The organism is Pseudomonas sp. W2-17, from assembly GCF_041060445.1.
In the GTDB taxonomy this organism is placed as follows: domain Bacteria; phylum Pseudomonadota; class Gammaproteobacteria; order Pseudomonadales; family Pseudomonadaceae; genus Aquipseudomonas.
The window spans coordinates 477,508-494,458 of the sequence record NZ_JAUFNS010000001.1; the positions used below are offsets into that span (position 1 = coordinate 477,508).

Annotated in this window: 18 protein-coding genes; all 18 read left to right on the top strand. The window is 63.4% G+C overall.

The annotated features are described in order from the left end of the window. Positions 1-5: 5 nt before the first annotated feature. Entirely contained in the window at positions 6-260 is a 255-nt protein-coding gene (locus QWI20_RS02130; protein WP_369303945.1) for an acyl carrier protein, read from the top strand. Beyond that, positions 257-802 (top strand): hypothetical protein, encoded by a 546-nt coding sequence (locus QWI20_RS02135; RefSeq protein WP_369303946.1) that lies wholly within the window; start codon positions 257-259, stop codon positions 800-802. The genes QWI20_RS02130 and QWI20_RS02135 overlap by 4 nt, the downstream gene beginning before the upstream one ends. Continuing rightward, positions 799-2,478 carry an AMP-binding protein gene (locus tag QWI20_RS02140; protein ID WP_369303947.1) on the top strand — a complete coding sequence of 560 codons (1,680 nt, stop codon included), beginning with the start codon at positions 799-801 and terminating at the stop codon, positions 2,476-2,478. Before QWI20_RS02135 ends, QWI20_RS02140 begins: the two co-directional genes overlap by 4 nt. Before the next feature lie 29 nt (positions 2,479-2,507). Beyond that, the gene (locus QWI20_RS02145; RefSeq protein ID WP_192171187.1) at positions 2,508-3,242 is read left to right on the top strand and encodes a glycosyltransferase family 2 protein; all 735 of its coding nucleotides are present in this window, start codon (positions 2,508-2,510) and stop codon (positions 3,240-3,242) included. Next, the gene (locus QWI20_RS02150; RefSeq protein ID WP_369303948.1) at positions 3,239-4,183 is read left to right on the top strand and encodes a glycosyl transferase; all 945 of its coding nucleotides are present in this window, start codon (positions 3,239-3,241) and stop codon (positions 4,181-4,183) included. Before QWI20_RS02145 ends, QWI20_RS02150 begins: the two co-directional genes overlap by 4 nt. Continuing rightward, positions 4,164-5,708: a histidine ammonia-lyase gene (gene hutH / locus QWI20_RS02155; RefSeq protein WP_369303949.1), complete on the top strand. Its 1,545-nt coding sequence runs from the start codon at positions 4,164-4,166 to the stop codon at positions 5,706-5,708. Before QWI20_RS02150 ends, hutH begins: the two co-directional genes overlap by 20 nt. Further along, on the top strand, positions 5,701-6,126 hold the full coding sequence (locus QWI20_RS02160; RefSeq protein ID WP_369303950.1) for an acyl-CoA thioesterase: 426 nt from the start codon (positions 5,701-5,703) through the stop codon (positions 6,124-6,126). The genes hutH and QWI20_RS02160 overlap by 8 nt, the downstream gene beginning before the upstream one ends. Beyond that, a complete protein-coding gene (locus tag QWI20_RS02165; protein ID WP_369303951.1) occupies positions 6,123-6,725 on the top strand; it encodes an outer membrane lipoprotein carrier protein LolA in 603 nt (200 codons plus the stop codon). The genes QWI20_RS02160 and QWI20_RS02165 overlap by 4 nt, the downstream gene beginning before the upstream one ends. Further along, positions 6,715-9,075 (top strand): MMPL family transporter, encoded by a 2,361-nt coding sequence (locus QWI20_RS02170; protein ID WP_369303952.1) that lies wholly within the window; start codon positions 6,715-6,717, stop codon positions 9,073-9,075. The genes QWI20_RS02165 and QWI20_RS02170 overlap by 11 nt, the downstream gene beginning before the upstream one ends. Continuing rightward, positions 9,072-10,247 carry a sodium:proton antiporter gene (locus QWI20_RS02175; protein WP_369303953.1) on the top strand — a complete coding sequence of 392 codons (1,176 nt, stop codon included), beginning with the start codon at positions 9,072-9,074 and terminating at the stop codon, positions 10,245-10,247. The genes QWI20_RS02170 and QWI20_RS02175 overlap by 4 nt, the downstream gene beginning before the upstream one ends. Next, the gene (locus QWI20_RS02180; protein WP_369303954.1) at positions 10,234-11,481 is read left to right on the top strand and encodes an NAD(P)/FAD-dependent oxidoreductase; all 1,248 of its coding nucleotides are present in this window, start codon (positions 10,234-10,236) and stop codon (positions 11,479-11,481) included. Before QWI20_RS02175 ends, QWI20_RS02180 begins: the two co-directional genes overlap by 14 nt. Then, a complete protein-coding gene (locus QWI20_RS02185) occupies positions 11,478-12,224 on the top strand; it encodes a class I SAM-dependent methyltransferase (RefSeq protein WP_369303955.1) in 747 nt (248 codons plus the stop codon). The genes QWI20_RS02180 and QWI20_RS02185 overlap by 4 nt, the downstream gene beginning before the upstream one ends. Then, positions 12,221-12,709, top strand: coding sequence for a hypothetical protein (locus QWI20_RS02190; protein ID WP_369303956.1), 489 nt, complete (start codon positions 12,221-12,223; stop codon positions 12,707-12,709). Before QWI20_RS02185 ends, QWI20_RS02190 begins: the two co-directional genes overlap by 4 nt. Next, entirely contained in the window at positions 12,706-13,902 is a 1,197-nt protein-coding gene (locus QWI20_RS02195; protein WP_369303957.1) for a beta-ketoacyl-[acyl-carrier-protein] synthase family protein, read from the top strand. The genes QWI20_RS02190 and QWI20_RS02195 overlap by 4 nt, the downstream gene beginning before the upstream one ends. Further along, positions 13,899-14,372, top strand: coding sequence for a 3-hydroxylacyl-ACP dehydratase (locus tag QWI20_RS02200; RefSeq protein ID WP_369303958.1), 474 nt, complete (start codon positions 13,899-13,901; stop codon positions 14,370-14,372). The genes QWI20_RS02195 and QWI20_RS02200 overlap by 4 nt, the downstream gene beginning before the upstream one ends. Continuing rightward, positions 14,365-15,093 (top strand): 3-oxoacyl-ACP reductase FabG, encoded by a 729-nt coding sequence (fabG, locus tag QWI20_RS02205; RefSeq protein ID WP_369303959.1) that lies wholly within the window; start codon positions 14,365-14,367, stop codon positions 15,091-15,093. The genes QWI20_RS02200 and fabG overlap by 8 nt, the downstream gene beginning before the upstream one ends. Next, entirely contained in the window at positions 15,093-16,319 is a 1,227-nt protein-coding gene (locus QWI20_RS02210) for a beta-ketoacyl-ACP synthase (RefSeq protein WP_369303960.1), read from the top strand. The genes fabG and QWI20_RS02210 overlap by 1 nt, the downstream gene beginning before the upstream one ends. A gap of 97 nt (positions 16,320-16,416) precedes the next feature. After that, positions 16,417-16,863: an excinuclease gene (locus tag QWI20_RS02215; protein WP_369303961.1), complete on the top strand. Its 447-nt coding sequence runs from the start codon at positions 16,417-16,419 to the stop codon at positions 16,861-16,863. The last annotated feature ends 88 nt before the right edge of the window (positions 16,864-16,951 follow it).

Here is a 16,951-nt window from a genome sequence, read left to right on the forward strand (position 1 = left end):
AGAACATGCAATCCCGTGAAGACATCTTCGACACCCTGCGCTCGTCGATGGTTGAGCTGTTCGAGCTCGAGCCCGAGCGCGTCACCCTCGAAGCCAACCTGTATCAGGACCTGGAAATCGACAGCATCGATGCCGTGGACCTGATCGACCACATCAAGCGCAAGACCGGCAAGAAGATCGCCGCCGAAGAATTCAAGTCGGTGCGCACCGTGGGCGATGTCGTCGAGGCGGTCTATCGCCTGGTCCACAGCGCCGCATGAGTCGACTGATTGGCCTGGTCCTGGTGCTCGCAGGTGTGCTGTACCCGTTTGCCGTCTACTTCGGCATGGGCCACTTCGCCCCCTGGCAATTCGCGCTGCTGCTTGGTGCCCTATGGGCGGTGCGTGCGCTGACCAGCGAGGGACGTCCGGGCGGTGTGTCGATGGCGCTGACGGCGATGGGCTTTTGCCTGCTGCTCGGGCTGTTCAACAGCCCGCAATTGCTGCGCTGGTACCCCGTGCTGATCAGCGGTTTCATGCTGACCCTGTTCGGACTGAGCCTGATGCGCGGCATGCCGCTGATCGAGCGACTGGCGCGCCTGACGGAGCCCGACCTGCCGCCCGTCGTGGTCCGCTACACGCGGCAGGTTACCCGCGTCTGGTGCCTGTTTTTCCTGTTCAATGGCCTTGCCGCCGCCGCGCTGACCCTCTGGGCACCGTTGAGCTGGTGGACGTTATACACGGGGCTCATTGCCTACGGCTTGATGGGCCTGCTGTTTGCGGGTGAATGGATCGTTCGTCAGCGCGTCCGGGGTCGGGCATGAGCTGGATCGATCTCGAACACTTGTTGCTTGACGCTCATCCACAGCGCGTCGTTGCCCATGCTCCGGCGTTCAGCCATGCCGCGTTGCAGGAACGCGCGCTGTGTGTCGCCGCGGCATTGCAGCAGCGTGGCGTGACACGCCTGGCGGTCCATCTCGAAGACGCCGCAGAACTGGCCATCGCGCTGTTTGCGGCCTGGCGCGCTGGCGTGGCGGTGCTGCTGCCTTCGGATTTGCAGGCGCAAACGAGACAGCGCTGGGCAGATCATGTCGACCTGTGGCTGACGGATATGCCGGACGACACTCGCCTCGCTCAACTGAACGCCGATCCGCTGCCCCCTGCCGCGCTCGATCTGGATGAGTGCAGCTTGAGCCTGTGCACGTCCGGCTCCAGCGGCGAACCCAAGCTGATCGAGAAGCGGCTGCGCCAGTTGGCCAACGAAGTCAGCGCACTCGAACGCTTGTGGGGCGCCGACCTGGGCGATGCCTGCATCATCGGCAGCGTGGCGGCGCAGCACATTTATGGCCTGTTGTTCAGGGTGTTGTGGCCGTTGTGCGCCGGACGCAGTTTCGTGCGCCAGCAACTGCCGTTTCCCGAAGACCTGCAACGCACCAGCCGCGATCATGAATCCTTCGCCTGGGTGGCGAGCCCTGCACTGCTCAAACGCATGGGCGACAATCTCGACTGGCCCCACCTGAGCTCCGTCCGCCGGGTGTTCTCCTCCGGCGGTGCGCTGCCAGCCGACGCCGCTGCGAGCCTGCATCAGCGGCTTGGGCAGTGGCCGAGCGAAATACTCGGCAGCTCCGAAACCGGCGGCATCGCCTGGCGCCAGGGCGACCCGCTGTGGCGCGCTTTCGACGACGTCACCTTGAGCCAGGATGACGACGGCGCCCTGCGGATCGAGTCGCCGTACCTGCCGAGCGGCCATGTCGAGCAGACAGCCGACGCGGTGCGTTTTCTGGAAGACGGTCGTTTCCAGCTGCTGGGCCGACTGGACCGCATCGTCAAGCTGGAAGAAAAGCGCATCTCCCTGCCGCTTCTGGAGCAAGCGCTCGCGACCCATGAGTGGGTCAGCGAAGCACGCCTCGGCGTGGTCCGGGAAAACCGGGCTTCGCTGGGCGCATTGGTGGTGTTGAGCGCCAGCGGCGTGCACGCGTTGCGCAATCAGGGTCGGCGGGCGCTGACCCAGGCGCTGCGTCAGCATCTGGTGCCGCATTGCGAAGCGCTGGCATTGCCCCGTCGCTGGCGGCTGCTGAGCCATCTGCCCCTCAATGCCCAGGGCAAGTTGCCGCAAGCGCTGATTGAGACCCTGCTGGTGTCGCCGCGCACTCAGGCCCCTGATCTGGTCGCCCAGGAGCAGCACGACGATGAGTGGCGACTGGAGTTGATCGTCCCTCTGGACCTCGCGCATTTCCCCGGCCACTTCCCGGGGACGCCGATTTTGCCCGGGGTGGTGCAGGTCGACTGGGCGATGAACCTGTCTCAGCGCCTGATGGACCTGCCGCCGCGCTTTGCCGGCATGGAAGTGCTGAAGTTTCAACAACTGGTGCGCCCCGGCGATCGCCTCAACCTGACCCTGCGTTTCGACCCCGACCGCAGCAAGCTGCATTTTGCCTATCGCAACGGCGAAGCGGCCTGCTCCAGCGGGCGGATTTTACTGGTGAACGCGGATGCATGAGCTCTGCACATTCAAGGAAGAGGTCGCTTATGCATAACCCCTGCGCCGTAATCCCGGTCTACAACCACGAACTCGCCGTACCGGCCGTGGTTCAGGAGTTGCTGCACGCCGGCTTGCCCTGCGTGCTGGTGGACGACGCCAGCAGCCCGGCCTGCGCCGCCGTGCTTGAATCCCTCGCCCAACAGGCCAATGTCTTTCTGGTGAAGCTGCCGGTCAATCAGGGCAAGGGCGGCGCGGTCATGGCCGGCCTGCGCGAAGCCTCGAAACTGGGCTTCAGCCACGCCCTGCAAGTCGACGCCGACGGCCAGCACGATCTGAACGACATCGCGGTGTTTCTCGATCATTCCCGCGAGCACCCGACGTCGCTGATTTGCGGTTATCCGCAGTACGACGCCAGCGTGCCCAAAGGCCGCTTGTATGCGCGCTACCTGACCCACGTCTGGGTCTGGATCAACAGCCTGTCACTGCAGATTCCCGATTCCATGTGCGGCTTTCGGGTCTACCCGCTTAAACCGGTGCTGCACCTGATCGACACTGTGAATCTGGGCAAGCGCATGGACTTTGACCCGGAAATCCTGGTGCGCCTGTCGTGGCGCAATCAGCCGATGCGCTGGCTCCCGACCAAGGTTCACTACCCCCAGGACGGCCTCTCGCATTTTCGGCTGTTTCACGACAACGCCCTCATCTCGAAGATGCACGCCAAGCTGTTCTTCGGCATGCTCGGGCGCTTTCCGCTGATCCTCTGGCGGCGGTGGTTGCCATGAGTGATGCCGATCAGAAGCAGCACTGGGCAGCCCACGAAGAGCGTGGCAGTTTCCTGCTGATGAAGCTCACCGCCTGGGGCGTCAAAGTCCTGGGGCGTCGGGTGCTCAGCCCGATCCTGCACGGCATCGTGCTGTACTTTTTCCTGTTCGGCCGCCGCGCTCGCCGCAGCGCCTGGCAGTACCAACAGCACTTGGCCGACTGGACCCAGCAGCCGGAGCTGCGACCCACGCACTGGCGCGTGTTCGGGCAGTTCATGGCGTTCGCCGACGCCCTGCTCGACAAGCTGGACGTGTGGAACGGCAAGCTCGGTCTGGAGCAGATCGAAATCATCGACGACGCGCACTTGCGTGACCAGTTGCGCGGCGAGCGCGGGCAGATGCTGGTGGGCGCGCACCTGGGCAACCTTGAAGTCTGTCGGGCGCTGGCCGAGCTGGGCGAAAAAGTCACCATGAACGTGCTGGTGCACACCAAGCACGCCGAGCGTTTCAACCGTCTGTTGGGCGAAGCCGGCGCGACCAATTTGCGGCTGATTCAGGTCAGCGAACTGGACCCGGCGATCATGCTGCAGCTGAGTCAGCGCCTGGATCGCGGCGAATGGCTGGCCATCGCCGGTGACCGGGTCCCGCTGCACGGCGGGCGCAACGCGCGGGTCGATTTTCTCGGCCATCAGGCGGCGTTCCCCCAAGGCCCATGGCTGCTGGCCGGCTTGCTGAAATGCCCGATCAACCTGATTTTCTGCCTCAAGGGCGCGACCGGCTACCGGGTCATTCTCGAACCGTTCGCCATGGCCATCGAATGGCGGCGCAGCGATCGCCAGCAAGTGATCACCCAATGGACCCAACGCTACGCCGACCGTCTGGCGCACTACTGCGTGCAAGCGCCGCAGCAGTGGTTCAACTTCTACCCGTTCTGGAAATCCGATGACGAACCAAGCACCTGAGCCCATTATTTTCGGCGAAGGCCACCTGCGCATCGAAGACGTACTGGCGCTGTCCAACCGCCAGCGGCCAACGGCGTTGCAGAACGGCAGCGCCTACCGCCAGCGCATCGCCAAGGGCGCGCAGTTTCTTGATTCGTTGCTGGACAAGGAAGGCGTGATCTACGGCGTGACCACCGGCTACGGCGATTCGTGCGTGGTCGCGGTGCCGCTGCAACATGTCGAAGCGCTGCCTCGTCATCTGTACACCTTTCATGGTTGCGGGCTCGGCAAGTTGCTCGATGCCCAAGCCACCCGCGCGGTGCTGGCCGCGCGTCTGCGCTCGCTGTGCCACGGCGTGTCCGGCGTGCGCGTCGAGTTGCTCGAGCGTCTTCAAGCCTTTCTCGACCACGACATCCTGCCGCTGATTCCGGAAGAAGGTTCGGTGGGCGCCAGTGGTGATCTGACGCCGCTCTCCTACGTTGCCGCGACACTGTCCGGCGAGCGCGAGGTGCTGTTCAACGGCGAGCGTCGGCAGTCTGCCGATGTGCATCGTCAATTGGGCTGGGACCCACTGGTGCTGCGGCCTAAAGAAGCCCTGGCCTTGATGAATGGCACCGCGGTCATGACCGGTCTGGCATGCCTGGCTTTCGCCCGCGCCGATTATCTGCTGCAACTGGCAACCCGCATTACCGCGATGAACGTCGTGGCGCTGCAAGGTAATCCCGAGCACTTTGACGAGCGCCTGTTTGCTGCAAAACCGCATCCGGGGCAGATGCAAGTGGCCGCCTGGCTGCGCAAGGATCTGGCCATTGACGCGCCGACCGCCCCGCTGCATCGCCTGCAAGACCGATACTCCCTGCGCTGCGCGCCCCACGTGCTCGGCGTGCTGGCGGACAGCCTGAACTGGCTGCGCAGCTTCATCGAAATCGAGCTGAACAGCGCCAATGACAACCCGATCATCGACGCCGAAGCCGAACGCGTACTGCATGGCGGTCACTTCTATGGCGGCCACATCGCGTTCGCCATGGACAGCCTGAAGAATCTCGTTGCCAACGTCGCCGACCTGCTGGACCGCCAGCTCGCGTTGCTGGTGGATGAGCGTTACAACCACGGCCTGCCAAGCAACCTGTCCGGCGCCCCGGCGGACCGCGCAATGATCAACCATGGCTTCAAGGCCGTGCAGATCGGCACCAGCGCCTGGACCGCCGAAGCGCTGAAAAACACCATGCCGGCCAGCGTGTTTTCCCGCTCCACCGAATGCCATAACCAGGACAAGGTGAGCATGGGCACCATCGCCGCCCGCGACGCCATTCGCGTGCTGGAGCTGACCGAGCAGGTTGCTGCCGCCGCGCTGATCGCCGCCAATCAGGGCGTCTGGTTGCGCAGCCGCGATGCCGATGCGCGCCCGCTGCCGCCCGCACTCGCCGCGATGCACGAACAACTGCGCGAGGACTTCCCGCCGGTGATCGAAGACCGCGCGCTGGAAGGCGAGCTGCGGCTGTGCCTGAAACGTATCGCCGAACATCACTGGAGGCTGCATGCGTAGCAAAGGCGTGATTCACGAAGACACCGAAATCCTGGTGCCGTTTTTCGACGTCGATACGATGCACGTCGTCTGGCACGGGCACTACGTTAAATACCTGGAAGTGGCGCGCTGCGCGCTGCTCGACAAACTCGGCCACAACTACACGCACATGCTCGATTCGGGTTACGCCTGGCCGGTCATCGACCTGCAACTGCGCTATGTGCGCGGCGCGGTGTTCGGCCAGCGCATCAACGTGCGCGCCAGCCTCGTGGAGTGGGAGAACCGCTTGAAGATCGACTACCTGATCACCGACATCGCGAACGGCGAGCGGCTGACCCGCGCCAGCACCGTGCAAGTGGCCGTCGACGTGAGCACCCGCGAGATGCAACTGGCGTGCCCCAAGGTGTTTGTGGAAGCGGTCGAGAGAGCTTTGAAATGAGTGCCTTCAAAGTCCTCCTCAGCTTGATGCTGCTCACGCTGACCTCGCTGGCCCACGCCTTCGATCTGCAACAACTGAGCGATCAACTGGCCAAACCTGCCGTCATCCACGGCGCCTTCGTGCAGGAAAAACACCTGCGTTCCCTGCCCCAGCCGCTGATCAGCAAAGGCAATTTCGTGCTGGCCAAAGATTCAGGCCTGCTCTGGCTGCTCGATACGCCGCTCAAACAGGATTACCGCATCACCGCCGCCGGCATTGCCCGTCGCGACGCCGATGGCGGCTGGCAGATGCTGCCGGGCAAAAGCGCAGGCGCCGAGCAGAACCGGCTGTTTCTCGCGGTTCTACAGGGCGACAGCAGCGGCCTGCAGCGTGATTTTGACGTGCAGTTGAGTGGTGACGCCCAAGCCTGGCAACTGACCCTGGTGCCGCGCTCAATGTTGCTGAAACAGGTGTTCAACCAGATCAACATCAATGGCGGCGCACTGGTGCAGCGTATCGAGCTGCTTGAAACCCAAGGCGACAGCACGCTGCTGAAGATGATCGACAGCTCCAGTGCCCAGCCGCTGAGCGATTCGGAGCGCGCTGACTTTGCCGATTGAACGCCTGCTGCCGCGCCTTTTCCTGATTGCCTTGCTGGCCGTGCTCGCGCTCGCCGGCTGGCAATGGCGTCATGGCGCGCCGCTGTCGGCCAACCTCATGGAACTGGTCCCCGGCAGCACGCCGGACGCCTTGGAGTTGCGCGCTGAACAGCGCATTCAGGAGCCGATGAACCGCGAAATGCTTGTGCTGGTGGGTCACGCCGATGCCGAAAAGGCCGTCGAGCTGGCGCGGCAGCTGAGCGACAAATGGCAGGCCAGCGGGCTCTTCGAAAAGGTCCAGTGGAACGTGCAGGCCGATCTTCCGGCGCTGCGTGAACAATTGCTGCGCGGTCGTCTGGCGATGCTGCCGCCCAAGGACCGCACCGAACTCATCGAACACCCCGAAGCGTTTATTCAGCAGCGCGTGCAAAGCCTGTTCGATCCGTTTGGCGGTTTTAGTCTGGTGCCCAGCCAGGAAGACTGGCTCGGGCTGACAGGGCGCATTCAGAACGGCCAGCCGATGCACGGCTCGGTGCAACTGGACATCGGCAGCGGCGCGCTGATCGCCAAGGCCGACGGCAAAAGCTGGGTCCTGCTCCGCGCCCGGACCCGCGCCGACGCCTTCGACATGCGCTTGCCGCTGCATGTCTCCGCGCTGCTGGACGAGGCGCGCCAACAGGCGAGCGCCAGCGACGCACAACTGCTGGCCGCCAGCGGACTGCTGTACGCCGCCCACGGCCAGCAACAGGCCACGCGAGAAATTACCTGGGTCGGTGGCGGTGCCACGCTGGGCATTCTGTTGTTGCTGCTGCTGGCGTTCAAACGCTGGCGCGTGTTGCTGGCGTTCATTCCGGTGATGGTCGGCATGCTGTTCGGCGCCACGGCCTGCGTCGCACTGTTCGGCAAGATGCACGTCATGACGCTGGTGTTGGGCTCAAGCCTGATCGGCGTGGCGGTGGACTATCCGCTGCACTACCTCTCCAAAAGCTGGAGCCTGAAACCCTGGCGTAGCTGGCAGGCGTTGCGTCTGACGCTGTCGGGCCTGAGCCTGAGTCTGGCGACCAGCTGCATCGGCTATCTGGCCCTCGCCTGGACACCCTTCCCCGCCCTGACCCAGATCGCCGTGTTCTCGGCGGCCGGTCTGGTCGGCGCCTATCTGACAGCGGTGTGCCTGCTGCCGGCGCTGCTCAACGGTGTCGAGTTGCGCCCTGCGCAATGGCCGCTGAAGATCGCTGAAGCCTTGATGAACGCACGCGCCCGACTGCTCACTCGCGTGGGCACGCCGGTGCTGCTGGGGGCGTTGCTCATTTTTTGCGCAGCCGGCCTGCTGCAATTGACCACCAGGAATGACATCCGCCAGTGGATCGCCGCGCCGCAGAGCCTGACCGACGAGGCCAGATCCGTGGCGCGCATCACCGGTTATCAACCCACCAGCCAGTTCTTCCTGGTGCGGGGCGCCGATCAGCAGCAGCTCTTGGAACGTCAGACCGCGCTGAGCCAGCGGCTCGATCAACTGGTCACCCAGGGCAAGCTGCAGGGTTATCTGTCCCTCAACCAATTGGTGGCAACACCTGCCGAACAACAGGCGGCGCGCGCCGCCCTCGACACGCTGCCTGCCCATTGGCAGCCGTTGCTCGCATTGGGTGTGCCACCGGAGGTGCTCAATAACGAACTGGCAAACCTGCGCGCCCTTCCCGTTCAAAGTATCGACGCTGTTCTGGCCGGGCCTTTGGGCGAACCCTGGCGCCTGCTGTGGCTGGGCAGCAACGCTGAAGGCGTGGCCGGAATCGTCAGCCTGCAAGGTCTGAACGATGCGGCGCTGCTGCGCGAGCAAGCGCAGGATCTTCCGGGGGTGCAGTTGGTGGACCGTCTGGGCGATCTGAACAAGGTGTTCGCTGCCACCCAGATCAGCGCCGCCGAACTGAAGCTGGCGTCGTGCGTACTGATCGTTCTGCTGCTGATTTTGCCATTCGGTCTGCGCGGGGCGCTGCGGGTGATTGCCCTGCCGCTACTGGCGGCGGTGTGCAGTCTGGCGAGCCTCGGCTGGCTGGGTCAGCCGCTGACGCTGTTCAGCCTGTTCGGTCTGTTGCTGGTCACCGCGATCAGCGTCGACTACGCGATCCTCATGCGCGAGCAGATTGGCGGCGCGGCTGTCAGCCTGCTGGGTACGCTGCTGGCGGCGGCGACCACGTGGCTGTCGTTCGGCCTGCTGGCGATCTCCAGCACCCCGGCGGTAAGCAATTTCGGGCTGTCGGTGAGCCTCGGACTGGCCTTCAGCTTCATTCTGGCGCCTTGGGCAGGGCGTCAGCATGAGAATGCGGCGCGTCAGGATGAGAGCGCCGCGAGCAACCAGCACGAGAAACGCTTGTGATGATCGTCGCGTTCTGGGCGCTGGTGCTCGGGCTGTTCGCACTGGCCAGCCGACTCGGCGCCCGGCTGAACCTGATCCCCATCGTCAGCCAGTTGCTGCTGGCGACGTTCGCCATCCCGCTGCTGATGCTGTTCCTCGTCGAGCCGCAGTGGCAGCTCACCGGCGCGCAACTGGTCGCGCCGGTCTGGCTGAAAACCCTGTACGGCGTGAGTTTCGCGGTCGTGCTCGGGCATATCCTCAGCGACGTGATCGATGTGCGTCTCGACCCGCAGAGCCTGAAAGTCGCGCTGCCCAGCTTCTGCGTTCCGTTTCTCTGTGGCGTCGCCTGCGCCGTGTGGCTTTTGCCGGCGTCGAGCTGGCTGAGCAGCCTGGCGTTGGGACTGGTGTTCGCCATCACCGCCATTCCGGTGCTGTATCTCTATCTCAATCACATCGGCTACCCGCTGCACGCCACGCGACGTCTGGTGCAAACCGCGATCCTCATCGATCTGGCCTGCTGGGGCTTGTTCGGACTGGCCCAGGGCAGCCTGCACCTGAGCAGTCTGGTTGTCCCGCTGCTGCTCGCCGGCGTGCCGCTGCTGTTACGGCTGCTGCAGGTTCGCCAGCCAAGGGTTTACGGGGCTGTTTTCTTCGTGCTGCTGATGTTCGCCGAACACTACCGCCTCAACGCGCTCATCGTCGGCATCGGCTATCTGCTGTGCATGAACGCGCTCAAACAACCCTTCGCCCTGCCGCTGCGAGCCGCCTGGTTCAAGGCGATGCAGCACTGCGTGGCGATCCCGCTGATCCTCACGTTCGGCATCGTCCAGATCAATATTCACAGCGCCATCGGCGAACTGGGCTGGCTGACTCTGCTGGGGCTGATCGTGCTGCCAATCGCCAGCAAACTGCTGGGCAACTGGATCGGCGTGCGTTGGGCGGCGCCTTCGTTTGCGGGCGCGGTGCGCTGGAAGGAAGCGCTGCTGCTGAACATCCGTGGGCTCAGCGAAATCGTCTTTCTCAATCTGCTGTTGCAACAGAGGCTGATCAGCCCGTCGCTGTATTTCGCGCTGATGCTCATGAGCCTGATCGCCACCCTGTTGCCTGCCCTCCTGGGCATGAACCGCCCTCTTGATTTGCATGACATCGATGTCGTCGAACACTCGAAAAGGAAACCTTGTGCCAATAGCTGAAATGGAATGTCGCCAGATCGTCGTGATCGGCGCCGGTCCAGCCGGAGCCACCGCCGCTGCATTGCTCAAACGTCAGGGCCACGATGTGCTGATCATCGAGCGCCAGGAATTCCCGCGCTTCTCCATCGGCGAGAGCCTGCTGTCCCATTGCCTGGATTTCGTCGAAGAAGCGGGCATGCTGGAAGCGGTCAACGCCGCCGGGTTCCAGATGAAAAACGGCGCGGCCTTCGCCTGCGGTGAGCAATACAGCGCCTTCGACTTCGGCGACACCTTCAGCGACGGCAAGCCCACGACCTTTCAGGTGCAGCGCGCCGACTTCGACAAACTGCTGGCCGACGAAGCCGAGCGCCAGGGCGTTGAAGTTCGCTACCGGGAAACCATCACCGCCGCGGACTTCTCCGGCGGGCAGCCGACCCTGAACGTGCAGCGCGACGACGGCACGGCCTACCGCGTGCAAGCGACGTTCGTCCTGGACGCCAGTGGTTATGGCCGAGTGCTGCCACGCTTGCTGGACTTGGAAGCACCCTCGAACTTCCCTCTGCGTCAGGCGGTGTTCACCCACGTCGAAGACCGCATCGACGACCCACGCTTTGATCGCGAAAAGATTCTGGTGACGGTGCACCCAACCCTGAAGGACGTGTGGTTCTGGTCGATTCCGTTCAGTAACGGTCGTTGTTCGGTCGGCGTCGTGGCGTCTGCCGAGCGTTTCGCGGGCAAGCCCGATGACCTCGACGCCTGTCTGCGCGCGTTCATCGACGAGACCCCTAGCCTGAGCCGCGTGTTGCAAAACGCTGTCTGGGACACCCCGGCGCGCAGCATCGGCGGGTATTCGGCCAACGTCAAAACCCTGCACGGCCAAGGCTTTGCCTTGCTCGGCAACGCGGCGGAATTCCTCGACCCGGTGTTTTCGTCCGGCGTGACCATCGCCATGCGCTCGGCGAGCATGGCGGCCGGTGTTCTGCATCGTCAGCTGCAAGGCGAGCGCGTTGACTGGGATAGCGAGTTCGCAGCGCCGCTGAAACGCGGTGTGGACACCTTCCGCGCTTACGTTGAAGGCTGGTACGAGGGCAGTTTTCAGGATGTGATTTTCTATCCGGACAGCCAACCCGACATACGCCGCATGATCAGCTCGATCCTGGCCGGGTACGCCTGGGATGAGCGCAACCCGTTCGTCGCCGAGCCCAAGCGTCGCCTGCGCATGCTCGCCGAAATCTGCGCGAGCCCTCGCCCATGAGCGGCCAGTATTTCAGCGACAACTACGTCGAAGAAACGCGCCTGGGGTTTCTGTTTCTGCGCAGTCACACGTGGCAGCACCGTGTTTTGCGGGTGGCCATCGACGACCTGCGCAGCCTGTTCAGTGAGCCGCTGCCAGAGAACCCGGTGTTGCTGGACGCCGGTTGCGGCCAGGGCAAGTCGTTTCAGTACCTGCATCGCGCGTTCAATCCGGCGAAGATTTTCGGCATCGATGCCGACCCGCTTAGCCTGCAACTCAGCGCTGAAGAAGCCCAGCGTCGCGGCTTGAACGTCGAGCTGATCGGCAGCGATTGCGCAGCCTTGCCACTGGCGGACGGGAGCGTCGACATGGTTTTCTGCCACCAGACCTTTCATCATCTGGTCGAACAGGAAAAATCCCTCGCCGAGTTTTATCGGGTGCTCAAACCCGGCGGCTACCTGCTGTTCGCCGAGTCCACCGAGGCCTACATCGACACGTGGGTGATTCGCTGGCTCTTCCGTCATCCGATGCACGTCCAGAAAAGCGCCGCGCAATACCTGGACATGCTGGGCAATGAAGGTTTTCATTTCACTGCGCACAACGTTTCATACCCCTACCTCTGGTGGAGCCGGGCCAAAGATTTCGGTCTGCTGGAACGTTTGAAACTGGTCAAACCCAAGCCCTTTGGGGAACGTGAAGAGACGCTGATCAATGTCGTCGCACGCAAACCTCTCTCGGCCACCCTAGAAGGTAAAGCCTTATGATTCGCGCCTTTCTGTTGCTCTGCGTCCTGTTGGTGAGTGGCTGCGCCAGCCACGCGCCACTGCCTGCGCAAACGCCCCACATCAAATTCCCGGTGCAGCTGCATGTGCAGCGCGAACAGGCGGGTCAGCGCCAGGACTGGGTGATGGTGATCCAGAAGGAACGTCACGGCCTGCGCTTCTCGTTGATGGACCCCCTCGGTATTCCGGTGGCGCGCCAGCAGCTTCGCGAAGATCGCTGGAAGGCCGACGGTCTGCTGCCGCCCAATCCTGAAGCGCGCGAGTTGTTCGCGGCCGTGCTGTTTGCCCTGACGTCACTGAAAGAAGTGCGCTTTGAATACCCTGGCGTCGAGCTGCGTCCCTATGGCCGCAGTCTGGATGATCGCTGGTTCGTCGATTACGCCTCCGAGGGCTTCTTCAAGATCAGCATGGAAAGCGGCGAACTGAAATACGTCGTCAGCCCGCTCGAAGGCAAGGCGAGTCAATGACGGCATACCTCAATGCCTTGGGGCTGATCTGCGCACTGGGCGATGACCGCCAGAGCGTGGCCCGGACGCTGTTCGCCGGGGACGCCTCCTGCATGCGCACGGAAAGCGGCTGGATACCTGATCGCTCGGTGCCGGTCGCGGGCGTGAAAAGCCCCCTGCCCACCATTCCAGCCGAGCTAGGCCAACAAAATAGTCGCAACAACCAGCTGTTGCTTGCCGCCGCCCTGCAGATCGAACCGGATATTCAACAGGCGATCGCGCGTTATGGTCGTGGCCGTATCGGCGTCATTCTGGGTACCAGCACCTCGGGCATCGACGAAGCGAGCCGCGGGATCGCCAGCTATCTGGCCGATCAAACCTTCCCGGACAGCTACGACTACCGCCAACAGGAGCTCAGCGCTCCGGCCAATTTTCTCGCGTCGTGGCTGGACCTCAGCGGCCCGGCCTACGTGATTTCCACCGCCTGCACCTCCAGCGCCCGCGCCCTGCTTAGCGCGCGCCGGCTGCTCGACATGAACCTGTGCGACGCGGTGTTGTGCGGCGGCGTCGACAGCCTGTGCAAGCTGACCATCAACGGCTTCTCGTCCCTTGAAGCGGTGTCGAACGAGCGCTGCAACCCGTTCTCGCGCAATCGCAACGGCATCAATATTGGCGAAGCGGCCGTGCTGTTTCTGATGACGCGCGAGCCAGCAGACGATCATCGCATTGCCTTGCTTGGCGCCGGGGCCTCTTCGGACGCCCACCACATTTCCGCCCCCGAACCGAGTGGCCGCGGCGCTCGGCAAGCAATGCAAAAGGCGCTGGACAGTGCGAGCCTGACCGCCGGCGACATCGGCTACGTGAACCTGCACGGCACCGCAACCCAGCACAACGACGCGATGGAAAGTCTGGCCGTCAGCGCGCTCTTTCCCGATGGTGTGGCGTGCTCGTCGACCAAACCCATGAGCGGCCACACCCTGGGCGCCGCCGGGGCGCTGGAAGCCGCGTTCTGCTGGCTGGTGCTGGTCCCTGAAAATAATGAGGATCAGCTGCCGCCTCATGTGTGGGATGGCGAAGCCGATACAAGCCTGCCCGCGCTGAACTGGGTCAAGGCAAACGACACCCTGCATCCCCATTCACCACGCCGGATGATGAGCAATTCCTTTGCCTTCGGTGGCAACAACGTCAGCCTGATCATCGGGGAGCACCCATGACCGCTGCACCTTCATGCCCGTGGCCGCCGGCTGATTTACTGCCCCACGCCGGCGACATGGTGCTCATCGACGAAGTGCTGTCGTTCGACGAAGAGCAGATCCACACCCGCGTCATCGTTCGGCCCGGCGGGCTGTTCAATCGCCCCGACGGCAGCCTGCCGGCCTGGGTCGGCGTCGAGCTGATGGCTCAAAGCGTTGCGGCGTTTGCCGGCTGTCAGGCACGGGTGAAGGGTGACCCGGTCGAGCTGGGTTTCCTGCTGGGCACGCGCAAATTCGAATGCAATGTCGAGCACTTCCCGGTCGGCAGCGAGCTGATCATCCATGCGCGGCGGTCGTTGCAGGATGACAGCGGCATGGGCTTGTTCGAGTGCTCTCTGAGCGGTGCCGGCATTCAGGTCAGCGCCCGACTCAATGTTTATTGCCCGCCGCAATCGGCGAGCTATCTGGCCGAAGGAGCCGTAAATGACTGACTCAATTCTGGTCACAGGCTCAAGCCGCGGTATCGGGCGCGCCATTGCGCTGCGCCTGGCCCAGGCCGGCTACGACATCGTGCTGCACTGCCGCAGTGGCCGCGCTGAAGCCGACGCTGTACAGCGTGAAGTCGAGGCGCTCGGGCGTCAGGCGCGCGTGCTGCAATTCGACGTCGCCGACCGTGCTGCGTGCAAGGCCATCCTTGAAGCCGACGTCGACACCCACGGCGCCTATTACGGCGTGGTCTGCAACGCCGGCCTGACCCGTGACGGCGCGTTTCCGGCGCTGACCGATGACGACTGGGACATGGTCATTCGCACCAATCTCGACGGTTTCTACAACGTGCTGCATCCGGTGATGATGCCGATGATCCGCCGCCGTGCTGCCGGGCGCATCGTCTGCATCACGTCCGTGTCCGGGCTGATCGGCAATCGCGGCCAGGTCAACTACAGCGCATCGAAAGCGGGCGTGATCGGCGCGGCCAAGGCGCTGGCCATCGAGCTGGGCAAACGCAAGATCACCGTCAACTGCGTCGCGCCCGGGCTGATCGACACGGCCATGCTCGACGAAAACGTGCCGGTCGATGAACTGATGAAGATGATTCCCGCGCAACGCATGGGCACGCCGGAAGAGGTCGCCGGCGCGGTGAATTTCCTGATGTCGGCGGAAGCTTCCTACATCACGCGCCAGGTGCTGGCCGTCAATGGGGGCCTGTGCTGATGAAACGCGTTGTCGTCACCGGCATGGCCGGCATTACCTCACTGGGCAGCGACTGGGCCAGCATCGAGGCCAATTTCAGCGGCAATCGCAGCGGCATCCGGCGCATGGATGAATGGGATCGCTTCACCGAACTCAACACCCGTCTGGCCGGCCCCATCGATGACTTCGCGGTGCCTTCGTACTGGACGCGCAAGCAGCTGCGCAGCATGGGCCGGGTGTCGCGACTGGCGGTCGCCGCCGCAGAACAAGCACTGCAAGACGCCGGCCTGCTGGGCGACCCGATCATTCGTGACGGGCGCATGGGCGTGGCCTGCGGCTCATCCACCGGCAGCACCGACGAAATCAAGGCGTTCGGCAACATGCTGCTGAACTCCGTGGCCGAAGGCCTCAATGCCAACTCGTACGTGCGCATGATGCCGCACACCACGGCGGCGAATATCAGCATCTTCTTCAACCTCACCGGCCGTCTGATCCCGACCTCAAGCGCCTGCACCAGCGGCAGCCAGGGCGTGGGCTACGCCTATGAAGCGATCAAGTTCGGGCGTCTGCCGTTGATGCTGGCCGGTGGCGCCGAAGAGTTGTGCCCCACCGAAGCCATGGTGTTCGACGCGCTGTACGCGACCAGCCTGAAGAACGATGCGCCGCACACCAGCCCTCGCCCTTACGACAATGGGCGTGACGGTCTGGTGATCGGCGAAGGCGGCGGCATGCTGGTGCTTGAGGAGCTGGAACACGCGCTGGCGCGTGGGGCGAAGATTCACGCCGAGGTCGTCGGCTTCGGCAGCAACGCCGATGGCGTGCACACCACCCGCCCTGAACAAGTGACCATGCGCCGGGCCATGGAACTGGCGCTGGAAGACGCAGGCCTGCCGCCCGACGCCATCGGCTACGTCAACGGCCACGGCACGGCGACGGAACAGGGCGACATCGCCGAGACGCTTGCCACGCAAAGCCTGTTCGGCTCGCGCATGCCGATCAGTTCGCAGAAGAGCTTTTTGGGACACACCCTCGGCGCCTGCGGTGCGCTGGAATCCTGGTTCAGCATCGAGATGATGAACCGCGACCGCTATATCCACACGCTCAACCTCGACGAGGTCGACAGTCGCTGCGGCGAACTGGACTACCTGCGCGGCGAGCCCCGCCACATGAGCCACGAGTTCGTGATGAACAACAATTTTGCGTTCGGCGGGGTCAACACATCGTTGATCTTCCGGCGTTGGTCTTGACCCCGTAATCGTTCAACCCGCCGGCGCAACGGAAGACGCTTCCGGCGGGGCACTTCACTGATCTTCTACACCCGTTAACACCTCAAGGAGCGAAACCATGAAATTGAAAGTCTGGGCAGCAACGGCCGCCGTCATTTTGTGCACACTGCCGGGCATCAGCCAGGCTCGGGACACGGCGCTGTATTTGCCGTTCGACAAGGTGGTCGCACAGATGACTCAGGAGAAGAAACTCGACGGCAGCGTGAAGTTCTACCTCGCTGGCGTACAGCCAAAAGGCAAGGTGTCCGTGCTGTCGCCCAATGTGGTGACCAACAAGAAAACCAATGCTTTCAACAAGAGCGACAACGAGGCCTGCGAGTGGGTCTTGCAGTCTGCCATCTTGCAGTTGAACGAGGCCGCAAAAGGCGCAGGCGCCAACGCGGTGGTCAACATCGCCAGCTACTACAAAAAGATCGAACGCAAAGACCCGGCTACGTATGAATGCCACGCCGGCGCCATCATGGCAGGCGTTGCGTTGAAGGGTGATCTGGCGAAGGTGCAGTAAGTTTTTGCCAGTGAGTTGAGGCGTCTTGCCTCGCTCACTGGCCTGGACGGCTGCGGTGTGGGAAGGAGGTTGCTTGCGAAGAGGTCGT